This is a genomic window from Anaeromonas gelatinilytica (assembly GCF_016820635.1).
Taxonomy (GTDB): domain Bacteria; phylum Bacillota; class Clostridia; order Tissierellales; family SIT17; genus Anaeromonas; species Anaeromonas gelatinilytica.
In genome coordinates this window covers 1-25,990 of record NZ_WSFU01000112.1, presented here as the reverse complement: position 1 = coordinate 25,990, position 25,990 = coordinate 1, and the positions used below count along the sequence as shown (strand labels likewise).

The 25,990-nt window shown below is 27.3% G+C and carries 28 protein-coding genes, 1 tRNA gene and 1 other annotated feature; of the genes, 28 read left to right on the top strand and 1 reads right to left on the bottom strand.

All coding sequences use genetic code 11. The features are described 5' to 3' along the window. Positions 1-14 precede the first annotated feature (14 nt). The 20 genes from minC to GOQ29_RS09500 all read left to right on the top strand — a co-directional run bounded on the left by minC (position 15) and on the right by GOQ29_RS09500 (position 16,239). On the top strand, positions 15-650 hold the full coding sequence (minC, locus tag GOQ29_RS09595; protein ID WP_203372432.1) for a septum site-determining protein MinC: 636 nt from the start codon (positions 15-17) through the stop codon (positions 648-650). A gap of 22 nt (positions 651-672) precedes the next feature. Then, positions 673-1,467, top strand: coding sequence for a septum site-determining protein MinD (gene minD / locus GOQ29_RS09590; RefSeq protein WP_203372431.1), 795 nt, complete (start codon positions 673-675; stop codon positions 1,465-1,467). An 18-nt stretch (positions 1,468-1,485) separates the two neighbouring features. Next, positions 1,486-1,770 carry a cell division topological specificity factor MinE gene (gene minE / locus GOQ29_RS09585; RefSeq protein WP_252187578.1) on the top strand — a complete coding sequence of 95 codons (285 nt, stop codon included), beginning with the start codon at positions 1,486-1,488 and terminating at the stop codon, positions 1,768-1,770. Between the two features lie 11 nt (positions 1,771-1,781). After that, positions 1,782-2,186, top strand: a complete 405-nt coding sequence (gene mgsA, locus GOQ29_RS09580; RefSeq protein WP_203372430.1) for a methylglyoxal synthase — start codon at positions 1,782-1,784, stop codon at positions 2,184-2,186. 174 nt (positions 2,187-2,360) lie between these two features. Beyond that, positions 2,361-3,044, top strand: a complete 684-nt coding sequence (locus GOQ29_RS09575) for a M23 family metallopeptidase (protein WP_203372429.1) — start codon at positions 2,361-2,363, stop codon at positions 3,042-3,044. Between the two features lie 14 nt (positions 3,045-3,058). Then, positions 3,059-3,967 (top strand): site-2 protease family protein, encoded by a 909-nt coding sequence (locus tag GOQ29_RS09570; protein ID WP_203372428.1) that lies wholly within the window; start codon positions 3,059-3,061, stop codon positions 3,965-3,967. 1 nt (position 3,968) lies between these two features. Beyond that, a complete protein-coding gene (locus tag GOQ29_RS09565) occupies positions 3,969-5,810 on the top strand; it encodes a TIGR03960 family B12-binding radical SAM protein (protein WP_203372427.1) in 1,842 nt (613 codons plus the stop codon). Continuing rightward, positions 5,810-6,505: a TIGR03936 family radical SAM-associated protein gene (locus GOQ29_RS09560; RefSeq protein WP_203372426.1), complete on the top strand. Its 696-nt coding sequence runs from the start codon at positions 5,810-5,812 to the stop codon at positions 6,503-6,505. The genes GOQ29_RS09565 and GOQ29_RS09560 overlap by 1 nt, the downstream gene beginning before the upstream one ends. Before the next feature lie 27 nt (positions 6,506-6,532). Continuing rightward, the gene (locus tag GOQ29_RS09555; protein WP_203372425.1) at positions 6,533-8,032 is read left to right on the top strand and encodes an Rne/Rng family ribonuclease; all 1,500 of its coding nucleotides are present in this window, start codon (positions 6,533-6,535) and stop codon (positions 8,030-8,032) included. A 116-nt stretch (positions 8,033-8,148) separates the two neighbouring features. Then, complete coding sequence (gene rplU, locus GOQ29_RS09550) at positions 8,149-8,460, top strand: 50S ribosomal protein L21 (protein WP_203372424.1); 312 nt, start codon at positions 8,149-8,151, stop codon at positions 8,458-8,460. 9 nt (positions 8,461-8,469) lie between these two features. After that, the gene (locus GOQ29_RS09545; RefSeq protein WP_203372423.1) at positions 8,470-8,802 is read left to right on the top strand and encodes a ribosomal-processing cysteine protease Prp; all 333 of its coding nucleotides are present in this window, start codon (positions 8,470-8,472) and stop codon (positions 8,800-8,802) included. A 4-nt stretch (positions 8,803-8,806) separates the two neighbouring features. Further along, positions 8,807-9,100: a 50S ribosomal protein L27 gene (gene rpmA / locus GOQ29_RS09540; RefSeq protein WP_203372422.1), complete on the top strand. Its 294-nt coding sequence runs from the start codon at positions 8,807-8,809 to the stop codon at positions 9,098-9,100. Between the two features lie 182 nt (positions 9,101-9,282). Then, positions 9,283-10,563 carry a GTPase ObgE gene (obgE, locus tag GOQ29_RS09535; RefSeq protein ID WP_203372421.1) on the top strand — a complete coding sequence of 427 codons (1,281 nt, stop codon included), beginning with the start codon at positions 9,283-9,285 and terminating at the stop codon, positions 10,561-10,563. A 38-nt stretch (positions 10,564-10,601) separates the two neighbouring features. Continuing rightward, entirely contained in the window at positions 10,602-10,895 is a 294-nt protein-coding gene (yhbY, locus tag GOQ29_RS09530) for a ribosome assembly RNA-binding protein YhbY (protein ID WP_203372420.1), read from the top strand. Between the two features lie 87 nt (positions 10,896-10,982). Further along, positions 10,983-11,168 (top strand): hypothetical protein, encoded by a 186-nt coding sequence (locus tag GOQ29_RS09525; RefSeq protein WP_203372419.1) that lies wholly within the window; start codon positions 10,983-10,985, stop codon positions 11,166-11,168. Between the two features lie 90 nt (positions 11,169-11,258). Next, the gene (gene nadD, locus GOQ29_RS09520) at positions 11,259-11,870 is read left to right on the top strand and encodes a nicotinate-nucleotide adenylyltransferase (RefSeq protein ID WP_207750690.1); all 612 of its coding nucleotides are present in this window, start codon (positions 11,259-11,261) and stop codon (positions 11,868-11,870) included. Between the two features lie 13 nt (positions 11,871-11,883). After that, positions 11,884-12,480 (top strand): bis(5'-nucleosyl)-tetraphosphatase (symmetrical) YqeK, encoded by a 597-nt coding sequence (gene yqeK, locus GOQ29_RS09515; RefSeq protein WP_203372418.1) that lies wholly within the window; start codon positions 11,884-11,886, stop codon positions 12,478-12,480. Continuing rightward, entirely contained in the window at positions 12,467-12,820 is a 354-nt protein-coding gene (gene rsfS, locus GOQ29_RS09510; RefSeq protein ID WP_203372417.1) for a ribosome silencing factor, read from the top strand. Before yqeK ends, rsfS begins: the two co-directional genes overlap by 14 nt. A gap of 38 nt (positions 12,821-12,858) precedes the next feature. Then, positions 12,859-13,041, top strand: a binding site (T-box leader). Positions 13,042-13,104: 63 nt separating this feature from the next. Then, positions 13,105-15,570, top strand: coding sequence for a leucine--tRNA ligase (gene leuS / locus GOQ29_RS09505; protein WP_203372416.1), 2,466 nt, complete (start codon positions 13,105-13,107; stop codon positions 15,568-15,570). Positions 15,571-15,582: 12 nt separating this feature from the next. Further along, positions 15,583-16,239: a helix-turn-helix transcriptional regulator gene (locus GOQ29_RS09500; RefSeq protein WP_203372415.1), complete on the top strand. Its 657-nt coding sequence runs from the start codon at positions 15,583-15,585 to the stop codon at positions 16,237-16,239. Positions 16,240-16,266: 27 nt separating this feature from the next. Here GOQ29_RS09500 and GOQ29_RS09495 read toward each other — a convergent pair whose 3' ends face one another. Then, positions 16,267-17,577 carry a D-alanyl-D-alanine carboxypeptidase family protein gene (locus GOQ29_RS09495; RefSeq protein ID WP_203372414.1) on the bottom strand — a complete coding sequence of 437 codons (1,311 nt, stop codon included), beginning with the start codon at positions 17,575-17,577 and terminating at the stop codon, positions 16,267-16,269. A 121-nt stretch (positions 17,578-17,698) separates the two neighbouring features. On the opposite strand from GOQ29_RS09495, the gene GOQ29_RS09490 reads away from it, so the two are divergent. The 8 genes from GOQ29_RS09490 to GOQ29_RS09455 all read left to right on the top strand — a co-directional run bounded on the left by GOQ29_RS09490 (position 17,699) and on the right by GOQ29_RS09455 (position 25,990). Beyond that, positions 17,699-18,361 (top strand): helix-hairpin-helix domain-containing protein, encoded by a 663-nt coding sequence (locus GOQ29_RS09490; RefSeq protein WP_203372413.1) that lies wholly within the window; start codon positions 17,699-17,701, stop codon positions 18,359-18,361. Between the two features lie 18 nt (positions 18,362-18,379). Beyond that, complete coding sequence (gene selD, locus GOQ29_RS09485) at positions 18,380-19,417, top strand: selenide, water dikinase SelD (RefSeq protein ID WP_203372412.1); 1,038 nt, start codon at positions 18,380-18,382, stop codon at positions 19,415-19,417. A gap of 12 nt (positions 19,418-19,429) precedes the next feature. Beyond that, positions 19,430-20,848, top strand: coding sequence for an L-seryl-tRNA(Sec) selenium transferase (selA, locus tag GOQ29_RS09480; protein WP_203372411.1), 1,419 nt, complete (start codon positions 19,430-19,432; stop codon positions 20,846-20,848). A gap of 1 nt (position 20,849) precedes the next feature. Continuing rightward, positions 20,850-22,760 (top strand): selenocysteine-specific translation elongation factor, encoded by a 1,911-nt coding sequence (selB, locus tag GOQ29_RS09475; protein WP_350446007.1) that lies wholly within the window; start codon positions 20,850-20,852, stop codon positions 22,758-22,760. Between the two features lie 66 nt (positions 22,761-22,826). Beyond that, complete coding sequence (locus GOQ29_RS09470) at positions 22,827-23,522, top strand: response regulator transcription factor (RefSeq protein ID WP_203372409.1); 696 nt, start codon at positions 22,827-22,829, stop codon at positions 23,520-23,522. After that, on the top strand, positions 23,491-24,945 hold the full coding sequence (locus GOQ29_RS09465; RefSeq protein WP_252187577.1) for a sensor histidine kinase: 1,455 nt from the start codon (positions 23,491-23,493) through the stop codon (positions 24,943-24,945). The genes GOQ29_RS09470 and GOQ29_RS09465 overlap by 32 nt, the downstream gene beginning before the upstream one ends. A gap of 10 nt (positions 24,946-24,955) precedes the next feature. Then, a complete protein-coding gene (locus tag GOQ29_RS09460; RefSeq protein ID WP_203372408.1) occupies positions 24,956-25,813 on the top strand; it encodes a GerMN domain-containing protein in 858 nt (285 codons plus the stop codon). An 82-nt stretch (positions 25,814-25,895) separates the two neighbouring features. Further along, positions 25,896-25,990: transfer RNA gene (locus GOQ29_RS09455), tRNA-Sec, on the top strand.

The following is a 25,990-nucleotide window of genomic DNA, read 5'->3' as shown; positions in this document are numbered from 1 at the left end:
TTGGAGGTAAATTTATGAACCATGATAAAATAAATTTTAAAGGAAATAAGAATGGAATTTATATAAAAATAAAAGAAGGAGATTTTAATGATATAAAGAAAGTATTAATTGATAAATTAGAAAATACTAAAGATTTTTTTCAAGGATCTAAGGTTGTTGATATTAAAGGTGGACAACTTAATAAGGAAGAAGTAGATATTTTAATAGATATTATTAAAGATTTTGGAATAGAAGTAGAAATAATTAATGGAAAAATAGAGAAGGAAGTAAAAGAAGAGAATAAATTAAATTTACCTTTTAATGGTATAAATGTAGGAAATACAAAATTTATAAGATATACATTGCGATCAGGTCAGAGGGAAGAATTTGAGGGGAATATTGTAATTTTAGGGGATACTAATCCCGGTTCTGTAATAGTGGCTAAAGGTAATATAATAGTTATGGGCTCATTAAGAGGTATTGCTCATGCAGGAAGTGATGGGAATAAAGATGCTATTGTTGCTGCTTTTAATATGAAGCCTACTCAATTAAGAATAGCAGATATTATTGCTCGAAGTCCTGACGGGGACATATCAGAGGCTAAATGGCCGGAAATAGCAAGAATAAAAGATGATACAGTTATAATAGAACCATACTTACAAAAAAAATAAATTATTGAATGGAGGCAAATATATGAGTGAAGTTATTGTAATTACATCAGGAAAAGGCGGAGTTGGTAAAACAACAACATCAGCAAATGTAGGAACTGGATTAGCGATGCTAGGAAAAAAAGTAGTAGTGGTAGATGCTGATATTGGATTAAGAAATTTAGATGTTGTTATGGGGTTAGAAAATAGAATAGTTTATGATATTGTTGACGTAGTAGAAGGAGTATGTAGATTAAAACAGGGTTTAATAAAAGATAAAAGATATGAAGGTTTATATCTTCTTCCAGCAGCTCAAACAAAGGATAAAACAGCTGTATCTCCTAAACAGATGCAAGATTTAACTGAAGAATTGAAGAAAAGCTTTGATTATGTAATAATAGATTGTCCTGCTGGAATTGAACAAGGTTTTCAGAATGCCATAGCGGGAGCTGATAAGTCAATTGTAGTAACTACACCTGAAATTTCAGCTGTTAGAGATGCTGATAGAATTATAGGTTTATTAGAAGCTAAAGGTCTTTATGAACCTAAATTAATAATAAATAGAATAAGACATGATATGGTTAAAAAAGGTGATATGATGAATATAGATGATATGATAGATATACTGGCTATTGATTTATTAGGAATTGTTCCTGATGATGAATCCATAGTTATATCATCTAATAAGGGTGAGCCAGTTGTAACTAATGATAAAGCTTTAGCTGGACAAGCTTATAGAAATATATCAAAACGCATCCAAGGTGAAGAAGTCCCATTATTGAATTTAGATGTTGATGAGAATGTATTTAGCAAACTAAAAAAAATATTTTTTGGAAAATAATAGGGAGGGGGAAAAAGATTGGATTTGTTTAAAATTTTTAATAAAAGTAATAATAAAAGTAAGAGCGTTGCTAAAGATAGACTTAAATTGGTATTAATTCATGACAGAACAAATGTTTCTCCAAAGTTTTTAGAAATGGTAAAAGGAGATATTATAAATGTGATTTCTGATTATATGGAAGTAGATGAAGAAGGATTAGACATACAATTTACTAGAACTAGGAGAGAGTCTGATAATACACCCATACCTGCTTTAGTTGCTAATATACCTATATTGAAAATGAAAGATAAAGGAATTGAATAAGGAGATACTTTATGAATATAGCTTTAATTGCTCATGATAAAAAGAAGAAAGATATTGTTAATTTTTCAATTGCTTATGAAAAGATACTTGAGAAACACAATCTTTTCGCAACTGGAACTACCGGTTCTAGAATTCAAGAAGCAACAGATCTGAAAATTCATAGATTTAAATCTGGTCCTTTAGGAGGAGATCAGCAAATGGGTGCTATGATTGCAGATGATATGATGGATATGGTTATATTTTTAAGAGATCCTTTAACAGCTCAACCTCATGAGCCTGATGTTTTAGCTTTAATGAGGTTATGTGATGTTCATAACATACCTTTAGCAAGTAATATTGGGAGTGCAGAATTACTTATTAAGGGAATGGAAAGAGGATATTTATCTTGGAGAAATGTAGTAAAACAGTCTGATTGATATTAGACTGTTTTTTATTATATGAAACTAGCTTTTTTATCAAAGGATAACTAAGCTAGTTTTTTATTTTAAGGAGATATTCCGTATATAATATTTATATATTTAATTAGTAATAAATATATAAATATTTAAATATTTATAGTAATGATAAAGAATATAAGGTAGGGGATAAATATGAAGAACAAAATTCTTAATAGAAATAGACCTAGATATTATAGGACAGATAAATCTAAAAAGAAATATTATAGGAAAATGTTTATACAGACTCTTGTGTGTATTTTAGTTATCATTATTATAATTATTATTAAATTATTTAATATTGATAGTACAAATGAAACTATAGAAATTATGAGGAACAATATACAAAAGGATAGAAGTATAAAATCTGATGGGATATTTATTTTCAATAAAATAAAAGAAATAGAAGTATTAAATAAAACTTTTAATAGTGAAGATATAGATAAAGATTATGTTTTTCCGGTTTCTGGAACATTGTATAGAGATTATGGAGAATATAAGAAGTCAGATAATGTAAAAGTTTTTAATAATGGGATAGATGTTATTACTGATAAAGATTATGTAAAGGCAATGTATGAGGGAAGTGTGGTAGAAACAGGAACAGATAATAGATATGGTAATTTCATGGTTATTAAACATGAAGATTATTTAGTTAAGTATTTTGGATTTGAATCAATGTATAAAGAAGCAGAGGATAAAGTTAATAAGGGTGAAGAAATTGGTAAATTAAAGAATGGAGATGATAAAAATAATTTTAGAATTGAAGTATATAAAGAAGATGAGTCAATTGATCCATTAGATGATTTGAAATTTATTAATGAGGATATATTGCTTATTTGATTGGAAGGTGAAGAATGAAAATACTATCAATAAAAAATACAAATATAAATTTAAGTCTAACTTTACTACCATTGTTAGTAATGATATATTTTAGTGGATATATATATGAATTCATTATTATATTTTTTATATTATTGATACATGAAATTAGTCATCTAATAATTGCTTTAATTAATAAAGTAAAAGTTAAAGAAATAAATATTTTTCATTTTGGAGCAATGATAAAATTTGAGTATAATTTAGGGATAGATCCAATCAAAGAAATAATCATAAGTTTAGCGGGACCTATGACTAATTTGATTTTACTAATATTATCATATATATTAATTTACATATATCCTGAGAGTCAAATCATTGATTTTTTTATTGAAATTAATGCATTATTATTTACCATTAATATATTACCTATTTTACCTCTTGATGGAGGTAGAATTATTAGAGGAATATTATATATGCAAGGAGGATTAAAATTTTCTATTAAGCATATAAATAATATTAGTAAAATAAGTTTAACCCTATTATTTTTTATAGGGTTATTCTTTACTAAAGATATCTTTGAAGTGATAGTTCTAGTTTTATTAGTAGTATATTTATTTAAAGCTGCCAGAGTTGAAAAAGAAATGGCAGCTTATGTTTTAACTCAAAGTATTACCAGAAAAAAAATTTTGCTTAAAAAGAATAAGATTATGAAAACACATTTTTTAATAGCTTTAGAAGGTGCAAATTTAAAATCAATTTTGAATATAATATTACCTCATCGATATAATATTATATTTGTTATAAATAAAAATGGAGATTTTTTAGGGAGAATCACTGAAGAAAAATTTTTTAATGGTATAATAGAGTATGGAAGTAATGGAAATATAGAAATGTTATTATTTAATGAAAAAAATACTAGGAAAATTAATACGAAGGATGGTTAAGATGATTAGTCAAGAAACATTAGATAAAGTCCTAATGAATGTAGAAAAACCTGCTAGATATATAGGACATGAACAAAATATTTATATTAAGAATAAATCAAATATGAAGGCTACTTTTGCATTTGCATTTCCAGATATTTATGATGTTGGTATGAGTCATTTAGGACTTCATATTTTATATAATTTATTAAATGAACAAGATGATTTTTATTGCGAAAGAGTTTTTGCTCCGTGGGTTGATATGGAAAAACAAATGCGGGATAATAATATACCTTTATATTCTTTAGAAACAAAAACTCCAATTAATGAATTTGATTTTGTTGGATTCACATTACAGTATGAAATGAGCTATACTAATATTTTAAATATGTTAGATTTATCTAATATACCTTTAGAATCTTCTAATAGAGAAGAAGGCGATCCTTTCATTATCGCAGGAGGACCTTGTGCATATAATCCTGAACCTCTTGCTGATATTATAGATTTTTTTGTTATAGGAGAAGCAGAGGAAACTATTCTTAAAGTGATGAATGAATATATAAAAAGCAAAGAAGAAGGAGTATCAAGAAAAGCGTTTTTAGAATCAATAGTAAATATACCTGGTATATATATACCTTCATTTTATAAGATTACCTATAATGAAGACAATACCATTAGAGAAATGATTCCATTAAAGGATAATTATCCTAGAAAAATAAAAAAGGTAATACAGGAAGATCTAGATGAAACTTATTTTCCAAATAAAATGATAGTACCTTATATAGAAACAGTACATGACAGAGTAATTTTAGAAATATTTAGAGGATGTATTAGAGGATGTAGATTCTGTCAAGCAGGTATGATTTATAGACCAGTTAGAGAAAGAAGTGTGAATCATTTACTTTCATTGGCTAAACAATTGATTAAAGCAACAGGACATGAAGAGATATCTATTTCTTCATTAAGTACTAGTGATTATTCTCAATTGGAAACTTTAGTTACTTCATTGATAGATGAATATAAAGATCAAAAAATTGGATTGTCATTACCGTCATTAAGATTAGACTCTTTTTCATTAGATATGATTAAAGAAATACAAAAAATTAGAAAAACAGGATTAACATTTGCTCCAGAAGCAGGTAGTCAAAGACTTAGAGATGTTATAAATAAGGGTATAAATGAAGAAGATTTAGTTAAAGCAGTTAGAGATGCTTTTAATATGGGTTGGTCTACAGTTAAACTATATTTTATGATAGGATTACCTACAGAAACTGAAAAGGATTTATATGGAATTAAAGATTTAGGATATAAGGTAAAGGAAGAATTTTTTAGCCTTCCTAAGGAAAAAATGAAAGGCAGTTTAAAGATAACAATAAGTGCTTCTTGTTTTGTTCCTAAGGCTTTTACACCTTTTCAATGGCACCCACAAAATACTATAGAGGAATTTAGAAAAAAACAAGAATATCTTAAGGATATAATAAAAGATAGAAAAATAACTTATAATACACATGATGCGAAAGTAAGTTTTCTAGAAGCTGTTTTTGCAAGAGGAGATAGAAGAGTTTCAAAAGTGCTGATAGAAGCATTTAAAAATGGAGCTAAATTTGATGGATGGAGAGACCAATTTAAATATGATGTTTGGATGAAAGCTTTTAAAAAAGAAAATGTAGATCCTCGTTTTTATGCTAATAGAGAAAGAAATTATGAGGAAGTATTACCATGGGATTTTATCAATATAGGTGTAACAAAACAATTTTTAATAAAAGAAAATGAGAAGGCTAAGGAAGGTAAATTAACCCCTAATTGTGCAGTAAGCTGTAGTGGATGTGGAATAACAAGAGATTTTAAAGGGGGTATATGTTAATGGCAAGATTAAGAGTAAAATTTAAAAAAAGTTCTTTAATTAGATATATCTCACATTTAGACCTTATGAGATTATTTCAAAGGGCCCTTAGAAGAGCAAATGTACCAGTAGAATATTCTCAAGGCTATAATCCCAAACCTAAATTTTCTTTTGCAACTGCATTGGCATTAGGGACGACTAGTGATGGAGAATATATGGACATTGAACTTATAGAGAAGATTAAACCAGAAGACTTTATAGAAAATATGAATAATGTGTTACCAGAAGGAATTAAAATTTTAAGAGCTTATTATACTGAAGAAATTAAATCATTAATGGCTATAATAGAATGGTCTAGTTATTTAATAGAATTAAAATTATTAAATGAGGTGGAAAAAGAAAATATATTAGATTTTCTAAATGATTTTCTTGACAAAGATGAATTATTAATTTTAAAGAAAAAAAAGAAAAAGGGTAAATTTGTTACAAAAGAGATTAATATAAGAAAAAAAATAAATAAGATTGAGCTTATGTTATTAGAAGATAATAAACTTATATTAAAAACCTTATTAAAAACAGGAAGTAGTGGAAATTTGAAACCTGAAGATTTAATAAAGTCTTTTAAAAAAGAAGGATTAGATATTAATGATGAAGAATATAAAATCCATAGGCTAGAATTATTTAGAGAAAAAGATGGAAAAAGGGAAGTTCTATAATTAATAATCCTTTTAAGGAGAGATTAGATGAATGAAATTTTAATAGATATAGGACTTTATGAAAATAGAGTCGCAGTTATAGAAGATGGCGAATTGGTAGAGATATTTCATGAAGAAAAAGAAAATAAAAAAATACAAGGCAATATATATAAAGGGAAAGTAGTAAACGTATTACCTGGAATGCAAGCAGCATTTGTTAATATTGGTATGGAGAAAAATGCTTTTTTATATATAAGAGATGCTGTTCCAAAATCAATGTTTGATGAAAATATTAATTATAAAAGTTTATCAATAAAAGATTTTGTTAAACAAGGTCAAGAATTGGTAGTACAAGTTGTAAAAGAACCTTATGCTACTAAAGGAGCAAGGATTACTACTCATATAACCTTACCAGGAAAATATTTAGTATTGATGCCTTGTAATGAATATATTGGAATATCTAGAAAAATTAATAATGAAGAAGAAAGAGAAAGATTAAAAGAAATGTCTAATTCTATAAAGCCTGAGGAAATGGGATTGATATTGAGAACAGCATCTAAGGATAAGAGTGAAGAAGACTTAAAACAAGATATAGAATACCTAATGGATATATATTCTAAAATAATAAAAGATGAGAATATTGCCAAAGCTCCTTGTATTATTTATAAAGATTTAGATTTATTAGGGCGTATAATTAGAGACATATTTACTAAAAAGATTGATAGAATTTATATTAATGATAAAAATAAATATGATGAACTAATGAAATCATCTGATTTTATATCTCCTAATCTCAAATCGAGAATTCATTATTATGATGAGGATAATGATTTATTTAAAATATCAGGTATTGATTCAAAGATTAATAATGCTTTAGAGAAAAAAGTATGTCTTAAAAGTGGAGGATATATAATTATTGATGAAACTGAAGCATTAACATCAATTGATGTTAATACAGGTAAATTTGTTGGCAGTATTAATCTTAAGGATACAGTATATAAAACTAATATTGAGGCAGCAAAAGAGATTGCCAAACAATTAAGATTGAGGAATATTGGTGGAATAATTATTATTGATTTTATTGATATGGTAAATAAAGATGATGAATTAAAGCTTTTAGAAATATTCAAAACTGAATTAAAAAAAGATAGAATTAAAACAACAGTTTTAGGTATTACTCAATTAGGTTTGTTAGAAATGACTAGAAAAAAGAGTGGAAATAAGCTTTCATCTAGATTGCTTTCTAAGTGTCCTTGTTGTAATGGAACATCTAAAATAAAATCTATTAATTATTTATTAAATAAAATTGAAAAAGAAGTTAAGAGAATAAGTATGCATACATTAGTAGAAGGGGTAGTTTTTGAATTGAATTCTTGTAAACTTAAAGAGATAATAGAGAATCATGAAGAAACTATTAAATCTATAGAGAAGGATTATAATATAAAAATTTATATGGTTGAAAATGAGAATATAAAAATAGATGATCTTATTAATAAAAAAATGGGTAGGATTGTAGACTTAGAAAAAACATTAGATTGTTTACATTAATTTATTGACAAATATATTTCTATTTGATAAAATAATGTTCTGTAGGTAGCCGCTCAGGTCAGGTTTAAAACGTAAAGTACCTGTCATTGGCGAGACTGGATTGAGGAGGTGTAGTTATGTATGCAGTAATTGAAACTGGAGGAAAGCAATATAGAGTTCAAGAAGGAGATACTTTATTCATTGAAAAAATTGCTGGAAATGAAGGTGACAGTGTTAATTTTGACAAGGTATTATTAGTATCTGATAATGGTGATGTAAAAGTAGGAAATCCTTTCATTGGAGATGTAACTGTAGATGGATCTATAGTTGAACAAGGTAAAGGAAAGAAAATAATTGTTTATAAATATAAAGCCAAGAAGGATTATAGAAGAAAACAAGGACATCGTCAACCTTATACAAAAGTGAAGATTGAAAAAATCAATGGATAGTGATTTATAATGACTAAAGTTGAATTTTTTAAAAATGATAATGGTGATATAACTAGATATATAGTAGATGGACATACAGGCTATGATGAATATGGTAAAGATATAGTTTGTGCAGCTGTATCGGTTTTAGCACAAACGGGAGTAATATCTTTAATTAAAGTATGTGATATGTCTATAAATTATACTATAAGAGAAGGACATATTGATGTAATATTACCAGAAGATGTTGATGAAGAAAAATGGAGTAAATCTCAGATAGTTTTACAAACTATATTAGTAGGAATAAAAAATACTATGGAAGCTTATCCAAATTATATAACCCTTAGGTATAGGGAGGTGTAAAGGGATGTTAATTATGAATTTACAGTTATTTGCCCACAAAAAAGGGGTAGGTAGTTCTAAAAACGGTCGTGACAGTGAGTCAAAAAGACTTGGTGTTAAAAGAGCTGATGGACAAAATGTATTGTCTGGAAATATTTTAGTAAGACAAAGAGGAACAAAAATCCACCCAGGATATAATGTTAAAAAAGGTGGAGATGATACTTTATTTGCTACTATAGATGGAGTAGTTAAATTTGAAAGAAAAGGCAAAAATAGAAAACAAGTAAGTGTTCATCCAAAAGATGCTGTTGCTGAATAAGACCTACCTACTTAGGTAGGTCTTTCTTTTTAGTGGCACAATCTATTTACTCGAAATTTGAGGGAAAAGATACATATAGTATTTTATAAGGGTAAATTAATGAAAAAAGGAAATAATAAATAAAAATTTATAGTAGTTAGTATTTTATATATTAAAATATTAATAAAATGAGGATGATAAGAATGTTTATAGATAAAGCTAAAATCTTTGTTAAAGGTGGAAATGGAGGCCATGGAGCTGTTGCATGGAGAAGAGAGAAATATGAACCTTCTGGAGGTCCAGCTGGAGGAGATGGTGGTCATGGAGGTAATGTAATTCTTAGAGTTGATGAAGGATTAAGAACTTTAATGGATTTGCGATATAAAAAACATTTTAAGGCTAAAGCCGGAGAAAATGGAAGATCTAAAAGACAATATGGGAAAGCTGGAGAGGACTTAATAATAAGAGTTCCACCAGGAACTATTATTAAAGATGAAGAATCGGGAAAAATAATTGCTGATTTAACGAGTGAAGATGATGAGTTTATAGTTGCTAAAGGAGGAAGAGGAGGTAAAGGAAATGCAAAATTTGCTACCTCTACTAGACAAGCACCAAGATTTGCTGAGGGTGGAGAAAAGGGACAAGAAAGATGGATTATATTAGAGTTAAAATTATTAGCAGATGTAGGTCTTTTGGGCTTTCCTAATGTAGGGAAATCTACATTATTGTCTATTGTATCTTCAGCTAAACCTAAAATAGCAAACTATCATTTTACTACAATAAATCCTAATTTAGGGGTAGTTAGAGTCAGAGAAGGGGATAGTTTTGTAATGGCAGATATTCCAGGATTGATAGAAGGTGCTCATAGTGGTACTGGATTAGGGCATGATTTTTTAAGACATATAGAGAGAACGAGGTTATTAGTTCATGTAGTAGATATATCAGGTCAAGAGGGTAGAGATCCTATTGAAGATTTTCATAGAATAAATAAAGAATTACAATTATATAATGAAAAATTAGCATCTAGAAAGCAGATAATTGTAGCAAATAAAATTGATTTGCCTAACTCTGAGAAGAATTATAAAATATTTAAAGAAGAAATTGAAAGTTTAGGTTATGAAGTATATAAAATATCTGCGGCAACTCAGGAAGGGGTTAAGAAGTTAATTTATAAGATAGAAGAAAAACTTAAAGAAATAGGAGAAGTAGAACCAATTATTCAAATAGAAAATGATATAAAACTATATGAATTTAAAAACGAGAATAAAAAAATAGTTGTAAGAAAAGAAGGAAATGAATATTTTGTGGAAGGTCCAGTAATTGAGAAATTAATGGATTCAACAAATCTTGATGACTTAGATTCTTCTAGATTTTTTCAAAAAAGATTAAGAGATTTAGGTATAATTGATCGACTAAGAGAATTAGGTATATCAGAAGAAGATTCAGTAAATATATGCGGATATGAATTTGAATTTTTTGATTAATTTTCAATGTATTTTACAAATTGAAAGGAGTGTTATAATTGCTTACAGGTAAACAAAGAAGTTTTTTAAAAAAAGAAGCTCATGGAATTGATCCTATATTACAAATTGGAAAGAATGGAGTTACAGAAAATTTTATTACTCAAGTGGAAAATGCACTTGAAGCTAGAGAATTAATAAAAATAAAAGTTTTAAATAATAGTTTTCTTGATACTAAAGAAGTAGGAAATGAGGTTTCTAAAAAAGCTGACGCTGAATTTATACAGAGTATTGGTAATAAATTTGTATTATATAAAGAATCTGAAGATAATAAAACTATAGAATTGCCTAAATAACGAATAAAAAATTTAAAAGAGGTGAAAATAAAGATAAATAACTATATTAAATCTATTGAAAATTTTTTTTGAAAAGGTGATGAATTAATGGATAATATAGAAAAATTAAAACGATTATATGAAAAAGGATACAAATGTATAAGATATGAAGATGATAATGATGGAAATTGTAAAATGTATTTTAAAAATTTTGAGAAAGAAAATATTGATGATATCGTATCTTCAAATGCTGACGAAATAAATCAATTAAAATCTTTTGTAGAAAAAAATTAATCCTCCAAGACTGGAGGATTTTTAATTATTATTTTAATATTGCTAATATATGATATATAATACAATTGTATTATATATAGGAGGTTAATTATGAAAGAAATAAAAAAACTAGGGATTATGGGTGGTACATTTAATCCTATTCATATAGGTCATTTAGCAATGGCAGAAGAAATAAGAAAAAGGTTTAATTTGAATAAGGTACTTTTTGTACCTACTGGAAATCCACCTCATAAGAAGATTGATAGTTTAGCTTCTACAGAAGACAGATATATGATGACAATACTTGCTACTATTTCAAATAAAGATTTTTTAGTATCTGATATAGAGATTAAAAGAAAAGGTACAAGTTATACAATAGATACAATAAAACAATTAAGAGAGGAATATACTGAATCAGAAATATATTTTATTACTGGGGCAGATGCTATTTTAGAGATTGAAACGTGGAAGAATACACAAGAATTACTGAATATATGTAATTTTATTGCAACTACAAGACCAAGATATGATGTAGAAGAACTACTATCGAGAATAAAAAAATTAGAAGAGAAATATGAAAGGAAAATAAGTTTATTATCTATTGTACCATTAGATATATCCTCTACTGATATAAGAAATAGATTAAAGGGTGGAAAAACTATTAAATATATGGTTCCTGATTCAGTTATTGATTACATCAATAAGAGAAACATATATAAATGACGGAGGAAAGAATATGGATATAGAAAATATTAAAAAAGAGTTAAAATTAGAAATAGATAAAGAGAGATATAATCATACTCTTAGAGTAGTAGATATTGCAAAAAGATTAGCGCTAGTATATAGAATAGACGAGAAAAAAGTAGAATTAGCTGCTCTTTTACATGATTGTGGAAAATATAAAGATATAGATGTGTTATTGAAAAAGGTAGAGGAGTTTGGTATAATCTTAGATATTATATCAAAAAACAATCATCATTTGATACATAGTCATTTAGGAGCAGAAATAGCAAAAAAGAAATATGATATAGTAGATGAAGATATATTAAATGCTATTAAATATCATACTACAGGAAGAAGAGATATGAGTATACTTGAGAAAGTAATCTTTATAGCAGATTATATTGAGCCAGAAAGAGATTTTGATGGAATAGAAGATATTAGGAAATTAGCTTTTGAAGATATAGATGAGGCAATTATTGTTTCTATGGAAAATACTATAAAATATATAATTGATAAAGGATTATTAATACATCCCAATACTATTAGTACGAGAAATAGTTTAATACTTTTAAGGAATAAAAATAGGAGGTCGTGGAGTGACAGACAATAAAAAGTTATCTTTGATCATTGATACAGCAGATGATAAAAGAGCTGTAGATATAGAAGTTATAGAAGTGTCAGAAATAACAAGTATTGCAGATTTTTTTGTTATTTGTAGTGGAAACAGTGAAAGACAGACTATAGCAATAGCAGATGCAATTGATGAAAAAATGTACGAAAATGGTTATGAACTTAAATCTAAAGAAGGACATAGATCTGGAAGATGGATATTATTAGATTTTGGTGATATAATAGTTCATATATTTCATAAGGAAGATAGAGTATTCTATAATTTAGAAAGATTATGGATTGATGGGAAAAAAGTTGATGTTGACAATTATGTAGATTAATATATATAATTATAGTAATTAGTAATGATATAAGTAGTAAAATATGTAATATAAAGAGTAGTAAGTAATTAAAATTTTTATAGAGAGTCAGTGTTTGGTGGAAACTGATAAATTTTATTACTGAACTTGCTTTAGTAGATAGATTAGTCCCCATTATAGGACTTATTGAGTGGGCATGTTGCCAATTAGGGTGGTACCGCGGGTTACTTCTCGTCCCTATCTATATAGATAGGGACGAGAAGTTTTTTGTTTGTAAATAAAGTATAGAAATAAGGAGGAAAAATATGGCTTATAATTTTAGTAAAATCGAAAAAAAATGGCAAGAAAAATGGGAAAGTAGTAGTGTATTCAAGGCATTTGAAGATGATAAAAAGAAATATTATCAATTAGAGATGTTTCCATATCCATCTGGTAGAATTCATATGGGGCATGTAAGGAATTATTCAATTGGAGACGTAGTAGCTAGATTTAAAAGGATGCAGGGATATAATGTACTTCATCCTATGGGATGGGATTCTTTTGGATTACCTGCTGAAAATGCTGCTATAAAACATGGTATTCATCCAAATAAGTGGACATTGGAGAATATTGAAGATATGAGAGAACAGCTTAAGGGAATTGGATTGAGTTATGATTGGAGCAGAGAGGTTACAACATGTCAACCAGATTATTATAAATGGACTCAGTGGATATTTATTCAAATGTATAATAAAGGATTAGCTTATAAGAAGAATTATGCAGTTAATTGGTGTCCATCTTGTGAAACGGTATTGGCTAATGAACAAGTAATAGATGGAAAGTGTGAGAGATGTGATTCTGAAGTAGGAAAAAAAGAATTAGATCAATGGTATTTTAAAATTACGGATTATGCTCAAAGATTATTAGATGATATGGATAAACTTGAAGGATGGCCAGAAAAGGTAAAATCTATGCAAACAAATTGGATTGGTAGAAGTGAAGGAGCAGAAATGAATTTTGAAATAAAAGATTCTTCTGAAAAACTTAATATATTTACTACACGTCCAGATACTATCTATGGTGTAACATATATGGTACTTGCTCCAGAACATCATTTAGTAGATGAATTAGTAAAAGGTACTGAATATGAAGAAAAAGTTCAAAAATTCAAAAAGAAAATTGAGACTATGTCAGATATAGATAGAACATCTACAGATGTTGAAAAAGAAGGTATTTTTATAGGTAGATATGCAATAAATCCTTTGACTAAAAAAGAAATACCTATATATATAGCAAATTATGTATTAATAGATTATGGAACAGGTGCAGTAATGGCAGTACCTGCTCATGATCAAAGAGACTTTGAGTTTGCAAAAAAATATGATATAGAAATAACACAGGTTATATCTGAGGATGGAAAAGAGATTAAAAATTTATCAGAGGCATATATAAATAAAGGTGTGATGATTAATTCTGATAAATTTAATGGTTTATCTAGTGATGAAGTTAAATCTAAGATTATTAAGCATATAGAAGATTTAAAGATAGGAAACAAAACAGTTAATTATAGATTAAGAGATTGGCTTATTTCAAGACAAAGATATTGGGGTACACCTATACCAATGATATATTGTGATGATTGTGGTATCGTGCCAATACCTGAAGATAGTCTTCCTGTACTATTGCCTACAGATGTAGAATTTACAGGTAAAGGAGAGTCTCCTTTGTTAACTAGTGGAAAATTTGTCCATACTAATTGTCCTAAGTGCGGTAAAAAGGCAAGAAGAGAGACTGATACAATGGATACATTTGTTGATTCTTCTTGGTATTTCTTAAGATATACAGATCCAAATAACAAGGATGAAGTATTTGATAAGTCTAAGGCAAAATATTGGATGAAAGTTGATCAATATATTGGAGGAGTAGAGCATGCCATATTACATTTACTTTATGCTCGATTCTTTACAAAAGTATTATATGATATGGACTTATCACCAGTTGATGAACCATTTAAAGATCTTTTAACTCAAGGAATGGTATTAAAAGATGGAGCAAAAATGTCTAAATCTAAAGGAAATGTAGTAAGCCCCGAGGAAATAGTTAATAATTATGGTGCAGATACTGCAAGACTATTTGTTCTATTTGCAGCTCCTCCAGCAAGAGATTTAGAATGGAATGATCAGGGGGTAGAAGGTTGTTATAGATTCTTAAATAGAGTTTATAGATTAGTAGATGAAACTAGAGATATTTATAAAAATTATAAAAATAGTGATATGAAAAAGCTAGATAAAAGAGATAAAGAGTTTAATTATTCTATTCATAATACTATTAAGAAAGTAACTGAAGATGTAGATGAGAGATTTAATTTCAATACTGCAATAAGCGGTATAATGGAGTTAGTGAATGATACTAATAAATTTAAAGAAAATTTAAGTAATGATACCAAAAAAGCTTTATTAGCAGAATCTATTGAGACAATAATAGTTTTATTAGCTCCATTTGTACCTTATTTAACTGAGGAATTATGGAGTATGATAGGACATACGGAAAGTGTACATTCTATAAAGTGGCTTAAATATGACAAAAAAGCTTTAGTAAAAGATGAAGTAGAAGTGGTTATTCAAATTAATGGCAAGTTAAGAGATAAAATAATGGTATCTTCAGATGTTTCAAAAGAAGAATTAGAAAAAATTGCTTTGAAAAGTGAAAAGGTAAAGGAATTTGTTAAAGGTAAATCAGTAAGAAAAGTTATAGTAATACCTAATAAACTTGTAAATATCGTGGCAAATTGATGAGGTGATGAGATGGATAATGAAAAATTACATCCTTTATTATTAAATATGATTCCATTAGTAGAAGGAATATCAAGAACATTAGGAAGTAATTGTGAAGTAGTATTACATGATATAAAGACACCACAACATTCCGTTATAGCTATTTCTAATGGCCATGTAACAGGTAGAAGTGTTGGTAGTCCTATGACAGAAAGAGGACTTAAAGCTATAAGAAATAAAGAATATGAAAAAAATCTTATAAAATATAAAACTATTACTAAGGATGGAAGAACATTAAAATCATCTACATTATTTATAAAAGATCAATCTGATGAGGTAGTTGGATGTTTGTGTATTAATGTAGATATTTCTGAATTTGTAGTAGCTAAGAATGTTATAACAGAATTGACAGAAACTATAGATGATTCTAATAAAAATAAAGAAATTCAGGAAACCTATAGTAATAATATAAATGATATATTGTATAGTGTAGTAGAAAGAGTATTAGAAAATATAGGTAAACCAGTAGCATATTTAAATAAAGAAGAAAAGGTTAAGATAGTAGAAAACCTTGATGAAAAAGGAACCTTTTTAATAAAAGGATCTGTTGAATATGTAGCTGAAGTATTATGTGTATCTAGATATACTATATATAATTATCTTGATAAAATAAGAGCTAGAAAATAAAGTGGATGAAAAACATTCACTTTATTTTTAATATTTTTCTTTATAGGTTATATCAGATTTTGTTGCATATTTCTTTTTTTTGATTTTTTTTCTGATAGTACTAAAGCTCCAAATTATAAATAGTATAGGTAGTCCTATCAATAACCATGGATAAAAATTTGAAAAAAGAGATGAATTAGAAATCGAAGCATATACACCCATTAACTTTATATCTGAAGTAGATATAATATTTGAGGTAGTTATAACTTCATCATTTAGTATATACTCTATTTTTCCTAAGACTTGTCCTTTAGATATTGGAGCCTCTAAATTATCATTTAATATAATGTTTTTTGTAACAGAATTTTTTGTTCCTTTTGGAAGTGTTATTGATACGTCTTTTCCATTAACTCCAGTAACAAAAGAGTTATTTCCATTTTTTATTTCTATATTTTTAACAAACTCATTTTTAAAACCTAATATTGTAGTAGTGAAATTATTAAAACCATAATCTAATAATTTATGAGTATCAATCCATAAATTATTACCAGTTGATTTTAATACAACAGAAATTAACATTCTTCCATCTCTTTCAACTGCAGAAACTAAACATTGACCAGCTTCATCGGTATATCCTGTTTTAACACCAATTGCATCATCATACTTAATTTCCACTGTTTTTCCATCTACATTAATATTGCTTGTACCATATAATAATTTATTAGATGAATGGAGATGTCTTTGCTCTGTTTTTTTATTTGTAGGTTCAATTGTATATTGGTGGTTTTTAACTATTTCTCTAAATTTTTCATTTTTCATTGCGTATTTAGTTATAATTGCTAAATCATAGGCTGTAGTTGTATGATTTTCATCTGGAAGACCATTAGGATTGACAAAATTAGAGTTTTTTGCACCTATATCTTGAGCTTTATCATTCATCATTTTTGCAAAACCTTCTACTGATCCACCTATATGTTTAGCTAATACAACTGCTGCATCATTTGCAGACTCTATAAGAGTAGCATTTAGTAAATCTTCAAAATTTATTTTTTCGTCAGGTTCAAGTGCTATATGAGCACCTTTTATTTCATAAGGAGTTTCAGCATCAACTGTGACCATATCATTAAAATTACCATTTTCAATAGCTAATATTCCTGTAAGAATTTTTGTAGTACTTGCTGGATACATTTTTTTATCAATATTTTTTTCGAATAGGATTTCTCCAGTATTTCCATCTATAAGTATAGCAGATTCCGCATTTATATCACTAGGGTTTAGGAAATTATCATTTGCATAAATTACAGAAGTAAAATTAAAGACAAATAAAAGTATGAGAATTATTGGCATAAACTTTTTCACATTTTATCACTCCTCAAATCTTATACACTATAGTATACCAAATTATTAATAATATTTTAAGTAAAATATTTGGAGGAAAAACAAAATATATGTAGAAGTATATAAAAAACAAAAGGGAGGAGTGAAAACAAAAATGCTATCCTTTACAAGGAAGGAGCAAATAGTTATACTTATACTAGTTAGTATCATTATAGGAATAATAGGTTTTAATATATTATTTCGCGACAATCGCGACAATAATGAGGATATTACATATGAAGAATATAAAGACACGGAAGAGGTAGAAATAGAAAAAGATGATTTATCCTTAGATGAGAATAACATAGATATAGATTCAGAAAGTATTGGAGAAGATATAATTGTACATATTACAGGGGCGGTTAATAATCCAGGAATATTTACATTGAAAAATGGTAGTAGAGTTAATGATGTTGTTAAGGCAGCGGGAGGGTTAACTGATGAAGCTGATATGAATAGAATTAATTTGGCTAAGAAAATTAAAGATGAAGATAGAATTCATATTTATAAAATAGATGAAGAAGAAATAGATGATATACAGAATGAAAATGAAATCAGTAGTGATGAAAATAATACTGATAAAATAAATATAAATAGTGCAGAGCAAACTGAACTAGAAACCTTACCAGATATAGGTCCTGTGAAGGCTAATAATATTATTGAATATAGAAATAATAATAGATTTAATACAATAGAAGATATAATGAATGTAGATCGTATAGGAGAAAAAACATTTGAAAATATTAAAGATAAGATTACTATTTGATGAAAGGTGTGGTTTAAAATGAACAATAAGTATAGGCTTACACAAATGACTACAGCTTCTGGCTGAGCAGCTAAAATAGGTCCTGAGACCTTAGCGCAGGTTCTGCGTTATATACCAAGAAAAACTGATGATAATTTATTAGTTGGAATAGATACATCTGATGATGGAGCAGTATATAGAATAAATAAGGATACTGCTATAATTCAGACAGTTGATTTTTTTACACCAGTCGTTGATGATCCATATACATTTGGACAAATTGCTGCAGCTAATTCTATCAGTGATATATATGCAATGGGAGGAGATCCTAAATTAGCAATGAATATTATAGGATTTCCTAATTGTTTAAGTCCAGAAGTAATGGCTGAAATTTTAAAAGGTGGAAATGATAAGGTACTTGAAGCAGGAGCTCTAATAGTTGGTGGACATACAGTTGAAGATGACGAACCTAAATATGGATTAGCTGTTACAGGATTTGTGCATCCTGATAATGTTATTATTAATAGCAATGCTAAAATTGGGGATTATTTAGTTTTAACTAAGCCTTTAGGTGTTGGCATTATAAATACTGCAATTAAGGCTGATATGGCTTCCAAAGAGGCATATAACGAAGCAATCAATATAATGTCTACATTGAATAAGAAGGCTAAAGATGTAATGGTTAAAGTAGGTATAAATAGTTGTACTGATGTAACTGGATTTGGATTATTAGGTCATGGTTTAGAAATGGCTAAAGGAAGTGATGTAAGCATTGAATTTTATAGCAATAGAATTCCTATTATAAATGAAGCTAGTGAATTAGCCAAAATGGGAATAATACCAGCAGGTGCATATTCTAATAAGTCTTTTATAGGAAATGATGTAAGAATATCTAATTCTATAGAAGAATCATTGCAGGATATTATGTTTGACCCCCAAACATCAGGAGGATTATTAATTTCTGTAGATAAAAGTAAAGTAGATTTATTAATGAAAGAACTTAAAATATTAGATACTGAATATGGTATTATTGGTAGAGTTGTGGAGAAAAAGGAACATTATATAATTGTTGAATAAGGGTGAAAATAAATGAAGAATAGAAAAGAATTGTTTAGAAACTTACCTAAAGTTGATGAAGTTCTTCAAAGGAAAAATATACATGAAGCGTTAAATTATATTCCTAGAGAAATAATATTAGAAAGTATTAGAGAAGTTTTAGAAAGTATTAGAAAAGATATTATTTCTGAGAATATATCACAGGAACATATAGAAGATGAAATAAAAAAAATATATAATATAATTATAGAAAAATCTAAAAATAAAATTAATCCTAAACTAAAAAAGATTATAAATGGAACAGGAACAATTATTCATACTAATTTAGGTAGATCTTTAATTTCAAAAAATATACTAGAAAAAGTGGTTGAAATAGTTTCAAGTTATTCTAATTTGGAATATAATCTAAAAGAAGGTAAGAGGGGATCTAGATATAGTCATATAGAGGATATAATATGTAGAATAACAGGAGCAGAAGCGGCATTAGTAGTCAATAATAATGCTTCTGCTGTTATGCTTATATTAAGTACATTGGCTAAAGAAAAGGAAGTGATTGTATCTAGAGGAGAGTTGGTAGAGATAGGAGGATCCTTTAGAGTACCTGAAGTTATGGAACAAAGTGGAGGTAAATTAATAGACATAGGCACTACCAATAAAACTCACTTATCAGATTATGAATTAGCAATAGGAGAAGAAACTGCTGCATTATTAAAGGTTCACACTAGTAATTATAAAATAGTAGGTTTTACAGAATCTGTTCCTATAGAAGATTTAGTTAATCTGGGAAGAAAAAATAACATACCAGTTATAGAGGATATAGGAAGTGGAGTTTTGATAGATTTAAGTAAATATGGATTATCTTATGAACCAACAGTACAAGATTCATTAAGAGCTGGAGTAGATATTGTAAGTTTTAGTGGAGACAAATTACTAGGAGGACCTCAAGCTGGAATTATTGTGGGAAAAAAGAAATTAATTGATAAAATGAAAAAAAATCAATTAACTAGAGCTATAAGAGTTGATAAGATGATAATAGCTGTTTTAGAACTTGTTTTAAGAGAGTATTTAGAAGAAGAAAAGGCTATTAAAAATATTCCCACGCTAAGAATGCTTACTATGTCTTTAAAAGATATAACTAAAAAAGCTAAAAACTTATATGATTTAGTTGCTGAAAATATTGATGATGTTGAAATACAGATATTAGATGATTATTCTCAAGTAGGAGGAGGATCTTTACCTTTAGAAGAGATTTCCACTAAGGTATTAAGCATTAAAAGTGAATATATAAGTATTAATAAATTAGAAGAAAATTTAAGGAAATTTAGAATTCCTATAATTACTAGAATTAATAATAATAATCTGCTTATAGACGTAAGGACAATTGATGAAAATGATTTTAATATAATAGTTGAAGGAATCAAATGGTCTATTAATGATTATAGGAGTGAATAATGTGGAGAAGAATATTATTATTGGGACAGCAGGACATATTGATCATGGGAAAACTACTTTGATTAAAGCCCTTACGGGTAGAGAAACAGATAGGTTAGCTGAAGAAAAAAATAGAGGTATATCAATTGAATTGGGTTTTACATATTTTGATTTGCCAAGTGGAAGGAGAGCAGGAATTATAGATGTTCCTGGACATGAAAGATTTATTAAGAATATGTTAGCTGGAGTTAGTGGAATTGATGTAGTAATATTGGTAGTCGCAGCAGATGAAGGAATTATGCCTCAGACTTTAGAACATCTTAATATTCTTAATTTATTAGACATAAATAACGGAATAATTGCATTAACAAAATGTGATTTAGTAGATGAAGAGTGGAAAGAGTTAGTTAAAGAAGACATTAAAGAAAATATTAAAAATACATTTCTTGAAAATGGAAAAATAATAGAAGTATCTTCTACAAAAAAGATTGGAATAGATATTTTAACAAAAGAGATTGATACAATAGCAGAAAGCATAAAGGATAGAGATATAAAGAATATTCCTAGATTACCTATTGATAGAGTTTTTACATTGACTGGATTTGGAACGGTAGTAACAGGTACGTTATTACAGGGAACATTTAATGTAGGGGATGAAATTGAGGTATTTCCTAAAAAACTGAAAAGTAGAATTAGATCTATACAAGTTCATGAAGAAAATTCTCAAAAAGCATTAGCAGGACAAAGAGTTGCTATTAATTTACCAGGAATTAAAAAATCAGATATTGATAGAGGGGATATTGTAGCTTTGCCTGAATCTATGGTAGATACGATGATGCTAGATGTAAAGCTAGAATTGCTTAAAGATTCTCCGTGGATAGTGGAAAATCGTACTAGATTAAGATTGTATTTAGGAACTCAAGAGATATTATGTAGGGCAGTATTATTGGATAAGGAATATATAACTCCTGGAGAAAGTGGCTATGTGCAATTAAGATTAGAGGAAAAGACTTCAGCAAAAGTTGGAGATAGATTTATAATTAGATTTTATTCTCCTATGACTACAATAGGTGGGGGAATCATTTTAGATGGTAATCCTTTAAAGAAAAAAAGATTTAAAGAAGATATAATTGAGGAACTTAAGATAAAAGAAACTGGAAATAAAGAAAAAATAATAGAAGAAAGTATTAAAGAAAGAAGTAAAAGATTTCCTACAACTAAAGAATTATCTACTGAGCTGATAACTAAGGAAGATGAAATAATTAAGACAAGTAAAATTTTAGAGAATAAAAATAAAATATTGATATTTGAAGTATCAAATGAAAAACATTATGTTCATAAGGATTACTATAAATATATAAGATTAAAGATAAAGAAGTTTCTACAGAATTATCATAATGAAAATCCTGTAAAAATAGGAATTCTAAGAGAGGAATTAAGAAGTAAATATTTTATTCACATAAAGCCTAAATTAGGAGAATTACTTATAGATAAATTGATTGAAGAAGATGTAATTAAACAAAATAATTTGTATATATCTTTATATGATTTTGAAGTTGAATTAAATAAAATGCAGAAGAAAATAAAACAAGTTATAGAGAATGATGTATTATCAAATAAGTACAATCCACCTAAAATAAATGAGGTAATAGAAAAATTAGATTATAAAAAAGAGGATATTATTAAAATAATAGAATCAATGATACAAAGGGAAGAATTAATATTGTTAGATGAAAATTTAATATTTCACAAGGAGGCATATGAAGAGGCTTTAGATAAAATTAAGAAATATATTTATGAAAATGAATATATCAGTTTAGCAGAATTTAGGGATATTTTAAATACAAGTAGAAAATATGCCATAGCGCTTTTAGAAGACTTTGATAGAAAGAAAATTACTAAAAGAATTGAAGATAAAAGAAAATTATATTAAAATAAATTAAAGGAATAATTTATTTTATTTAATATATTGTATACAAATATAATTTGAGGTGATGAAATGGCTAGTAATATATTGATTGTTGACGATGAGGCTCTATTGGTTAAAGGTTTAAAATATAGTTTAGAGCAGGACAACTATGATATAGATACTGCGTATGATGGTAAGGATGCATTAAATAAAGCTAAAAGCAATGAATATGATTTAATAATATTAGATCTTATGTTACCAGAAATGGATGGATTGGAAGTATGTCAAAAGATAAGAGAAACATCTCAAGTTCCTATTATTATGTTGACGGCTAAAGGTGAAGACATGAATAAAATATTAGGTTTAGAATATGGAGCCGATGATTATTTAACTAAGCCTTTTAATATTTTGGAATTAAAAGCTAGAATAAAAGCTATATTGAGAAGATTTAATAATAAGGAAACTAAATTAGGAGAGCAGGTTATACAAGTCGAAGAATTTACTATAAATACTTTAGGGAGAAGAGTATCAATAGGAGATAAAGATGTAAATCTTACAGCAAAAGAGTTTGATTTATTATTATTGTTAGCTACAAATCCAGGAAAAGTGTTTACAAGAGAGGAATTATTAGAGATAATTTGGGGATATGAATATTTTGGAGATCTAAGAACTGTCGATGTTCATATAAGAAGATTAAGAGAAAAAATTGAGCAAAATTCATCTCAAGCTGAATATATTTTAACAAAATGGGGAGTTGGTTACTATTTCAGGAGTAAAGCTCAATAAAAAAACAGGAATTATAAGCATAAGGTGGAAACTTGTTTCCACCTATTTATTATTAGTGACAATATTATTGGTATTTATTAATGTATTTATATCAAAAACAATTACTAATATGTATATTGAAGAAAAAAAGGCAGATATGTTAGCTAAAACTAATATAATAGCAAATAATATAAAGTATTATGTTAATAGTGAAGCAAATTCTACTATTTATGAAACAATGAAAAATGAGGTTACAAAATATAGTAAGAAAATTAATTCAAGAATAATTGTTATTGATAGTAATAATAAAGTTAAAGTTGATTCAAGTAAAGAATTTATTGGGGAAACATTTAATCATGAAGAAGTTGAAAAAGCTTTGAAGGGTAATAATGTGGCAACTACATATAATCATAAAGAATATGGGCACTTAATGTATAGTTCTGTTCCGATTATATTAAATAGTAAGATAGTAGGAGCCGTTTTGATTTCAAAATCTATTGATAATATATATTCTAGGGTTAAAAATATTCGAAAAGCTTTATATTTAGTATCCTTTATAAGTGCGATATTTATAGCTATAGTTAGTTTTATTTTGGCAGATATATTTTCTAAACCAATTAAAAAATTTACTAACGCTATAATGAATATGGCTAAAGGGAATTTAAATCAGAGAATAGATATAAAAACTAAAGATGAGTTTAGACAATTAGCATCAGCATTTAATATTATGAGTACAAAATTAGATCAAGTAGATATACAAAGAAAGGATTTTGTGGCAAATGTATCTCATGAATTGAGGACACCTTTAAGTTCTATAAAATTATTATCTGAGTCTTTATTACATCAAGAAAATGCAGATATTGAAATATATAGAGAATTTTTAACAGACATAGATTCTGAAATTGATAGATTAAATAATATTATAGATGATTTATTAATTTTAGTAGATTTAGATAAAGAAAAATTAAACTTAAATTATAAAGTTACCTATTTGAATTTTTTATTAGAAAAAATTATAACTAGATTAAAACCATTAGCTGATGAGAAAAATATTAGTTTAAATTATGATCCAAGAGATAAGATACAAATAAAATTAGATAGTGATAAAATTCAACAAGCCATTATAAATATAATACACAATGCAATTAAATATACTCCAGAAGGAGGTAATGTAGGTGTGAAATTATATTCTGATTCTAATAATGTTATAGTTGAGGTATCAGATGATGGTATTGGAATCCCGTCTAAAGACTTAGAACATATTTTTGAGAGGTTTTATAGAGTAGATAAGGCTAGAAGCAGAGGTACTGGAGGAACAGGATTAGGACTATCTATAGCTCATCAGATTATAACATTACATCAAGGAAAAATTGATATAAAAAGTGCAATTGATGAAGGAACAATTTTTTATATAAAATTACCATTAGATACTAATATGGAATAGGAGGATATATATGAATAAAAGTTTTTTTATTATATTATTGAGTATTTTATTGATTTTACTTATAATAGGATGTCAAAAGTATGATGATTTTGATAATTTAGGAGAAAATACTCAAATAATATCACCCTATTCCACAGAAAATGATTTTGATGTAGCATTGTATTATCCCGATTTAAGTTTAAGTAGATTAGTTAGGAAAGATATAAAAATAAAAAATATAACTAATAGCATTGAAATGGAAGTATTACAGAGGTTGATTAGAGGAATAAATGATGAGAATATAGTTAATTTAATTCCTAGAAATACTAAAGTTCTCTCTGTTGAGGTGTCAGATCAAATAGCATATATAAATTTTTCAAAAGATATTATAGAAAAAGATATTACTCAAGAAGAAGAAGCATTATTAATATATTCTATTGTTAATACTATGACGGAATTAGATTCAATTAATAGTGTTCAAATATTAATTAATGGAGAAAGAAAGGATATTTTTTTAAATTATTATAATATAGAAAATCCTTTAAAATATAGTAAGTTGATAGTAAAAGAAGATTATGTTAATCCAATAAACACGATAGAAAAATATTATAAAATGGTAAGAGAAAAAGATGCAGCTAATTTGGTGGGAGTATTTACGAAATCAGAAAGAAAAGATAAAATTGCTTATACTATAAAACATATTGAAAAAAACATCGATGGATATAATGTTAAATCATATATAATTAATAATTATGAATATTCAAATTTAATAGATGTAGAGATTGAAGTGATTACAAGTGAAGGGAAAAGTATCAATAAAAATGAGGTTTTTAGTTTAGTATATTCAAATGAACAAAATATATTTAAAATAAATGAAATTTATGAGTAGGGAGTTTGAGATTTTACTAGTATAACTTGACATAAAATATGAATATGCTATAATGAGCAAGTGATTATTAATATAGACATATGGGAGTAGATGGGTGCTGGTGTGCCTTCTGGTCTTCAAAACCAGTTCGGGGCGTTAGGAGCGTCCTGGGTGGGTTCGATTCCCACATATTCCCGC

Coding starts and splice junctions, on each gene's coding strand:
- minC (WP_203372432.1), top strand. CDS start 15: ATGAACCATGATAAAATAAATTTTAAAGGAAATAAGAATGGAATTTAT.
- yqeK (WP_203372418.1), top strand. CDS start 11,884: ATGGATATAGAAAATATTAAAAAAGAGTTAAAATTAGAAATAGATAAA.
- GOQ29_RS09545 (WP_203372423.1), top strand. CDS start 8,470: ATGACTAAAGTTGAATTTTTTAAAAATGATAATGGTGATATAACTAGA.
- leuS (WP_203372416.1), top strand. CDS start 13,105: ATGGCTTATAATTTTAGTAAAATCGAAAAAAAATGGCAAGAAAAATGG.
- rpmA (WP_203372422.1), top strand. CDS start 8,807: ATGTTAATTATGAATTTACAGTTATTTGCCCACAAAAAAGGGGTAGGT.
- minD (WP_203372431.1), top strand. CDS start 673: ATGAGTGAAGTTATTGTAATTACATCAGGAAAAGGCGGAGTTGGTAAA.
- GOQ29_RS09470 (WP_203372409.1), top strand. CDS start 22,827: ATGGCTAGTAATATATTGATTGTTGACGATGAGGCTCTATTGGTTAAA.
- GOQ29_RS09555 (WP_203372425.1), top strand. CDS start 6,533: ATGAATGAAATTTTAATAGATATAGGACTTTATGAAAATAGAGTCGCA.
- GOQ29_RS09570 (WP_203372428.1), top strand. CDS start 3,059: ATGAAAATACTATCAATAAAAAATACAAATATAAATTTAAGTCTAACT.
- GOQ29_RS09500 (WP_203372415.1), top strand. CDS start 15,583: ATGGATAATGAAAAATTACATCCTTTATTATTAAATATGATTCCATTA.
- selA (WP_203372411.1), top strand. CDS start 19,430: ATGAAGAATAGAAAAGAATTGTTTAGAAACTTACCTAAAGTTGATGAA.
- rplU (WP_203372424.1), top strand. CDS start 8,149: ATGTATGCAGTAATTGAAACTGGAGGAAAGCAATATAGAGTTCAAGAA.
- nadD (WP_207750690.1), top strand. CDS start 11,259: ATGAAAGAAATAAAAAAACTAGGGATTATGGGTGGTACATTTAATCCT.
- GOQ29_RS09460 (WP_203372408.1), top strand. CDS start 24,956: ATGAATAAAAGTTTTTTTATTATATTATTGAGTATTTTATTGATTTTA.
- GOQ29_RS09565 (WP_203372427.1), top strand. CDS start 3,969: ATGATTAGTCAAGAAACATTAGATAAAGTCCTAATGAATGTAGAAAAA.
- GOQ29_RS09525 (WP_203372419.1), top strand. CDS start 10,983: ATGGATAATATAGAAAAATTAAAACGATTATATGAAAAAGGATACAAA.
- GOQ29_RS09560 (WP_203372426.1), top strand. CDS start 5,810: ATGGCAAGATTAAGAGTAAAATTTAAAAAAAGTTCTTTAATTAGATAT.
- obgE (WP_203372421.1), top strand. CDS start 9,283: ATGTTTATAGATAAAGCTAAAATCTTTGTTAAAGGTGGAAATGGAGGC.
- mgsA (WP_203372430.1), top strand. CDS start 1,782: ATGAATATAGCTTTAATTGCTCATGATAAAAAGAAGAAAGATATTGTT.
- GOQ29_RS09575 (WP_203372429.1), top strand. CDS start 2,361: ATGAAGAACAAAATTCTTAATAGAAATAGACCTAGATATTATAGGACA.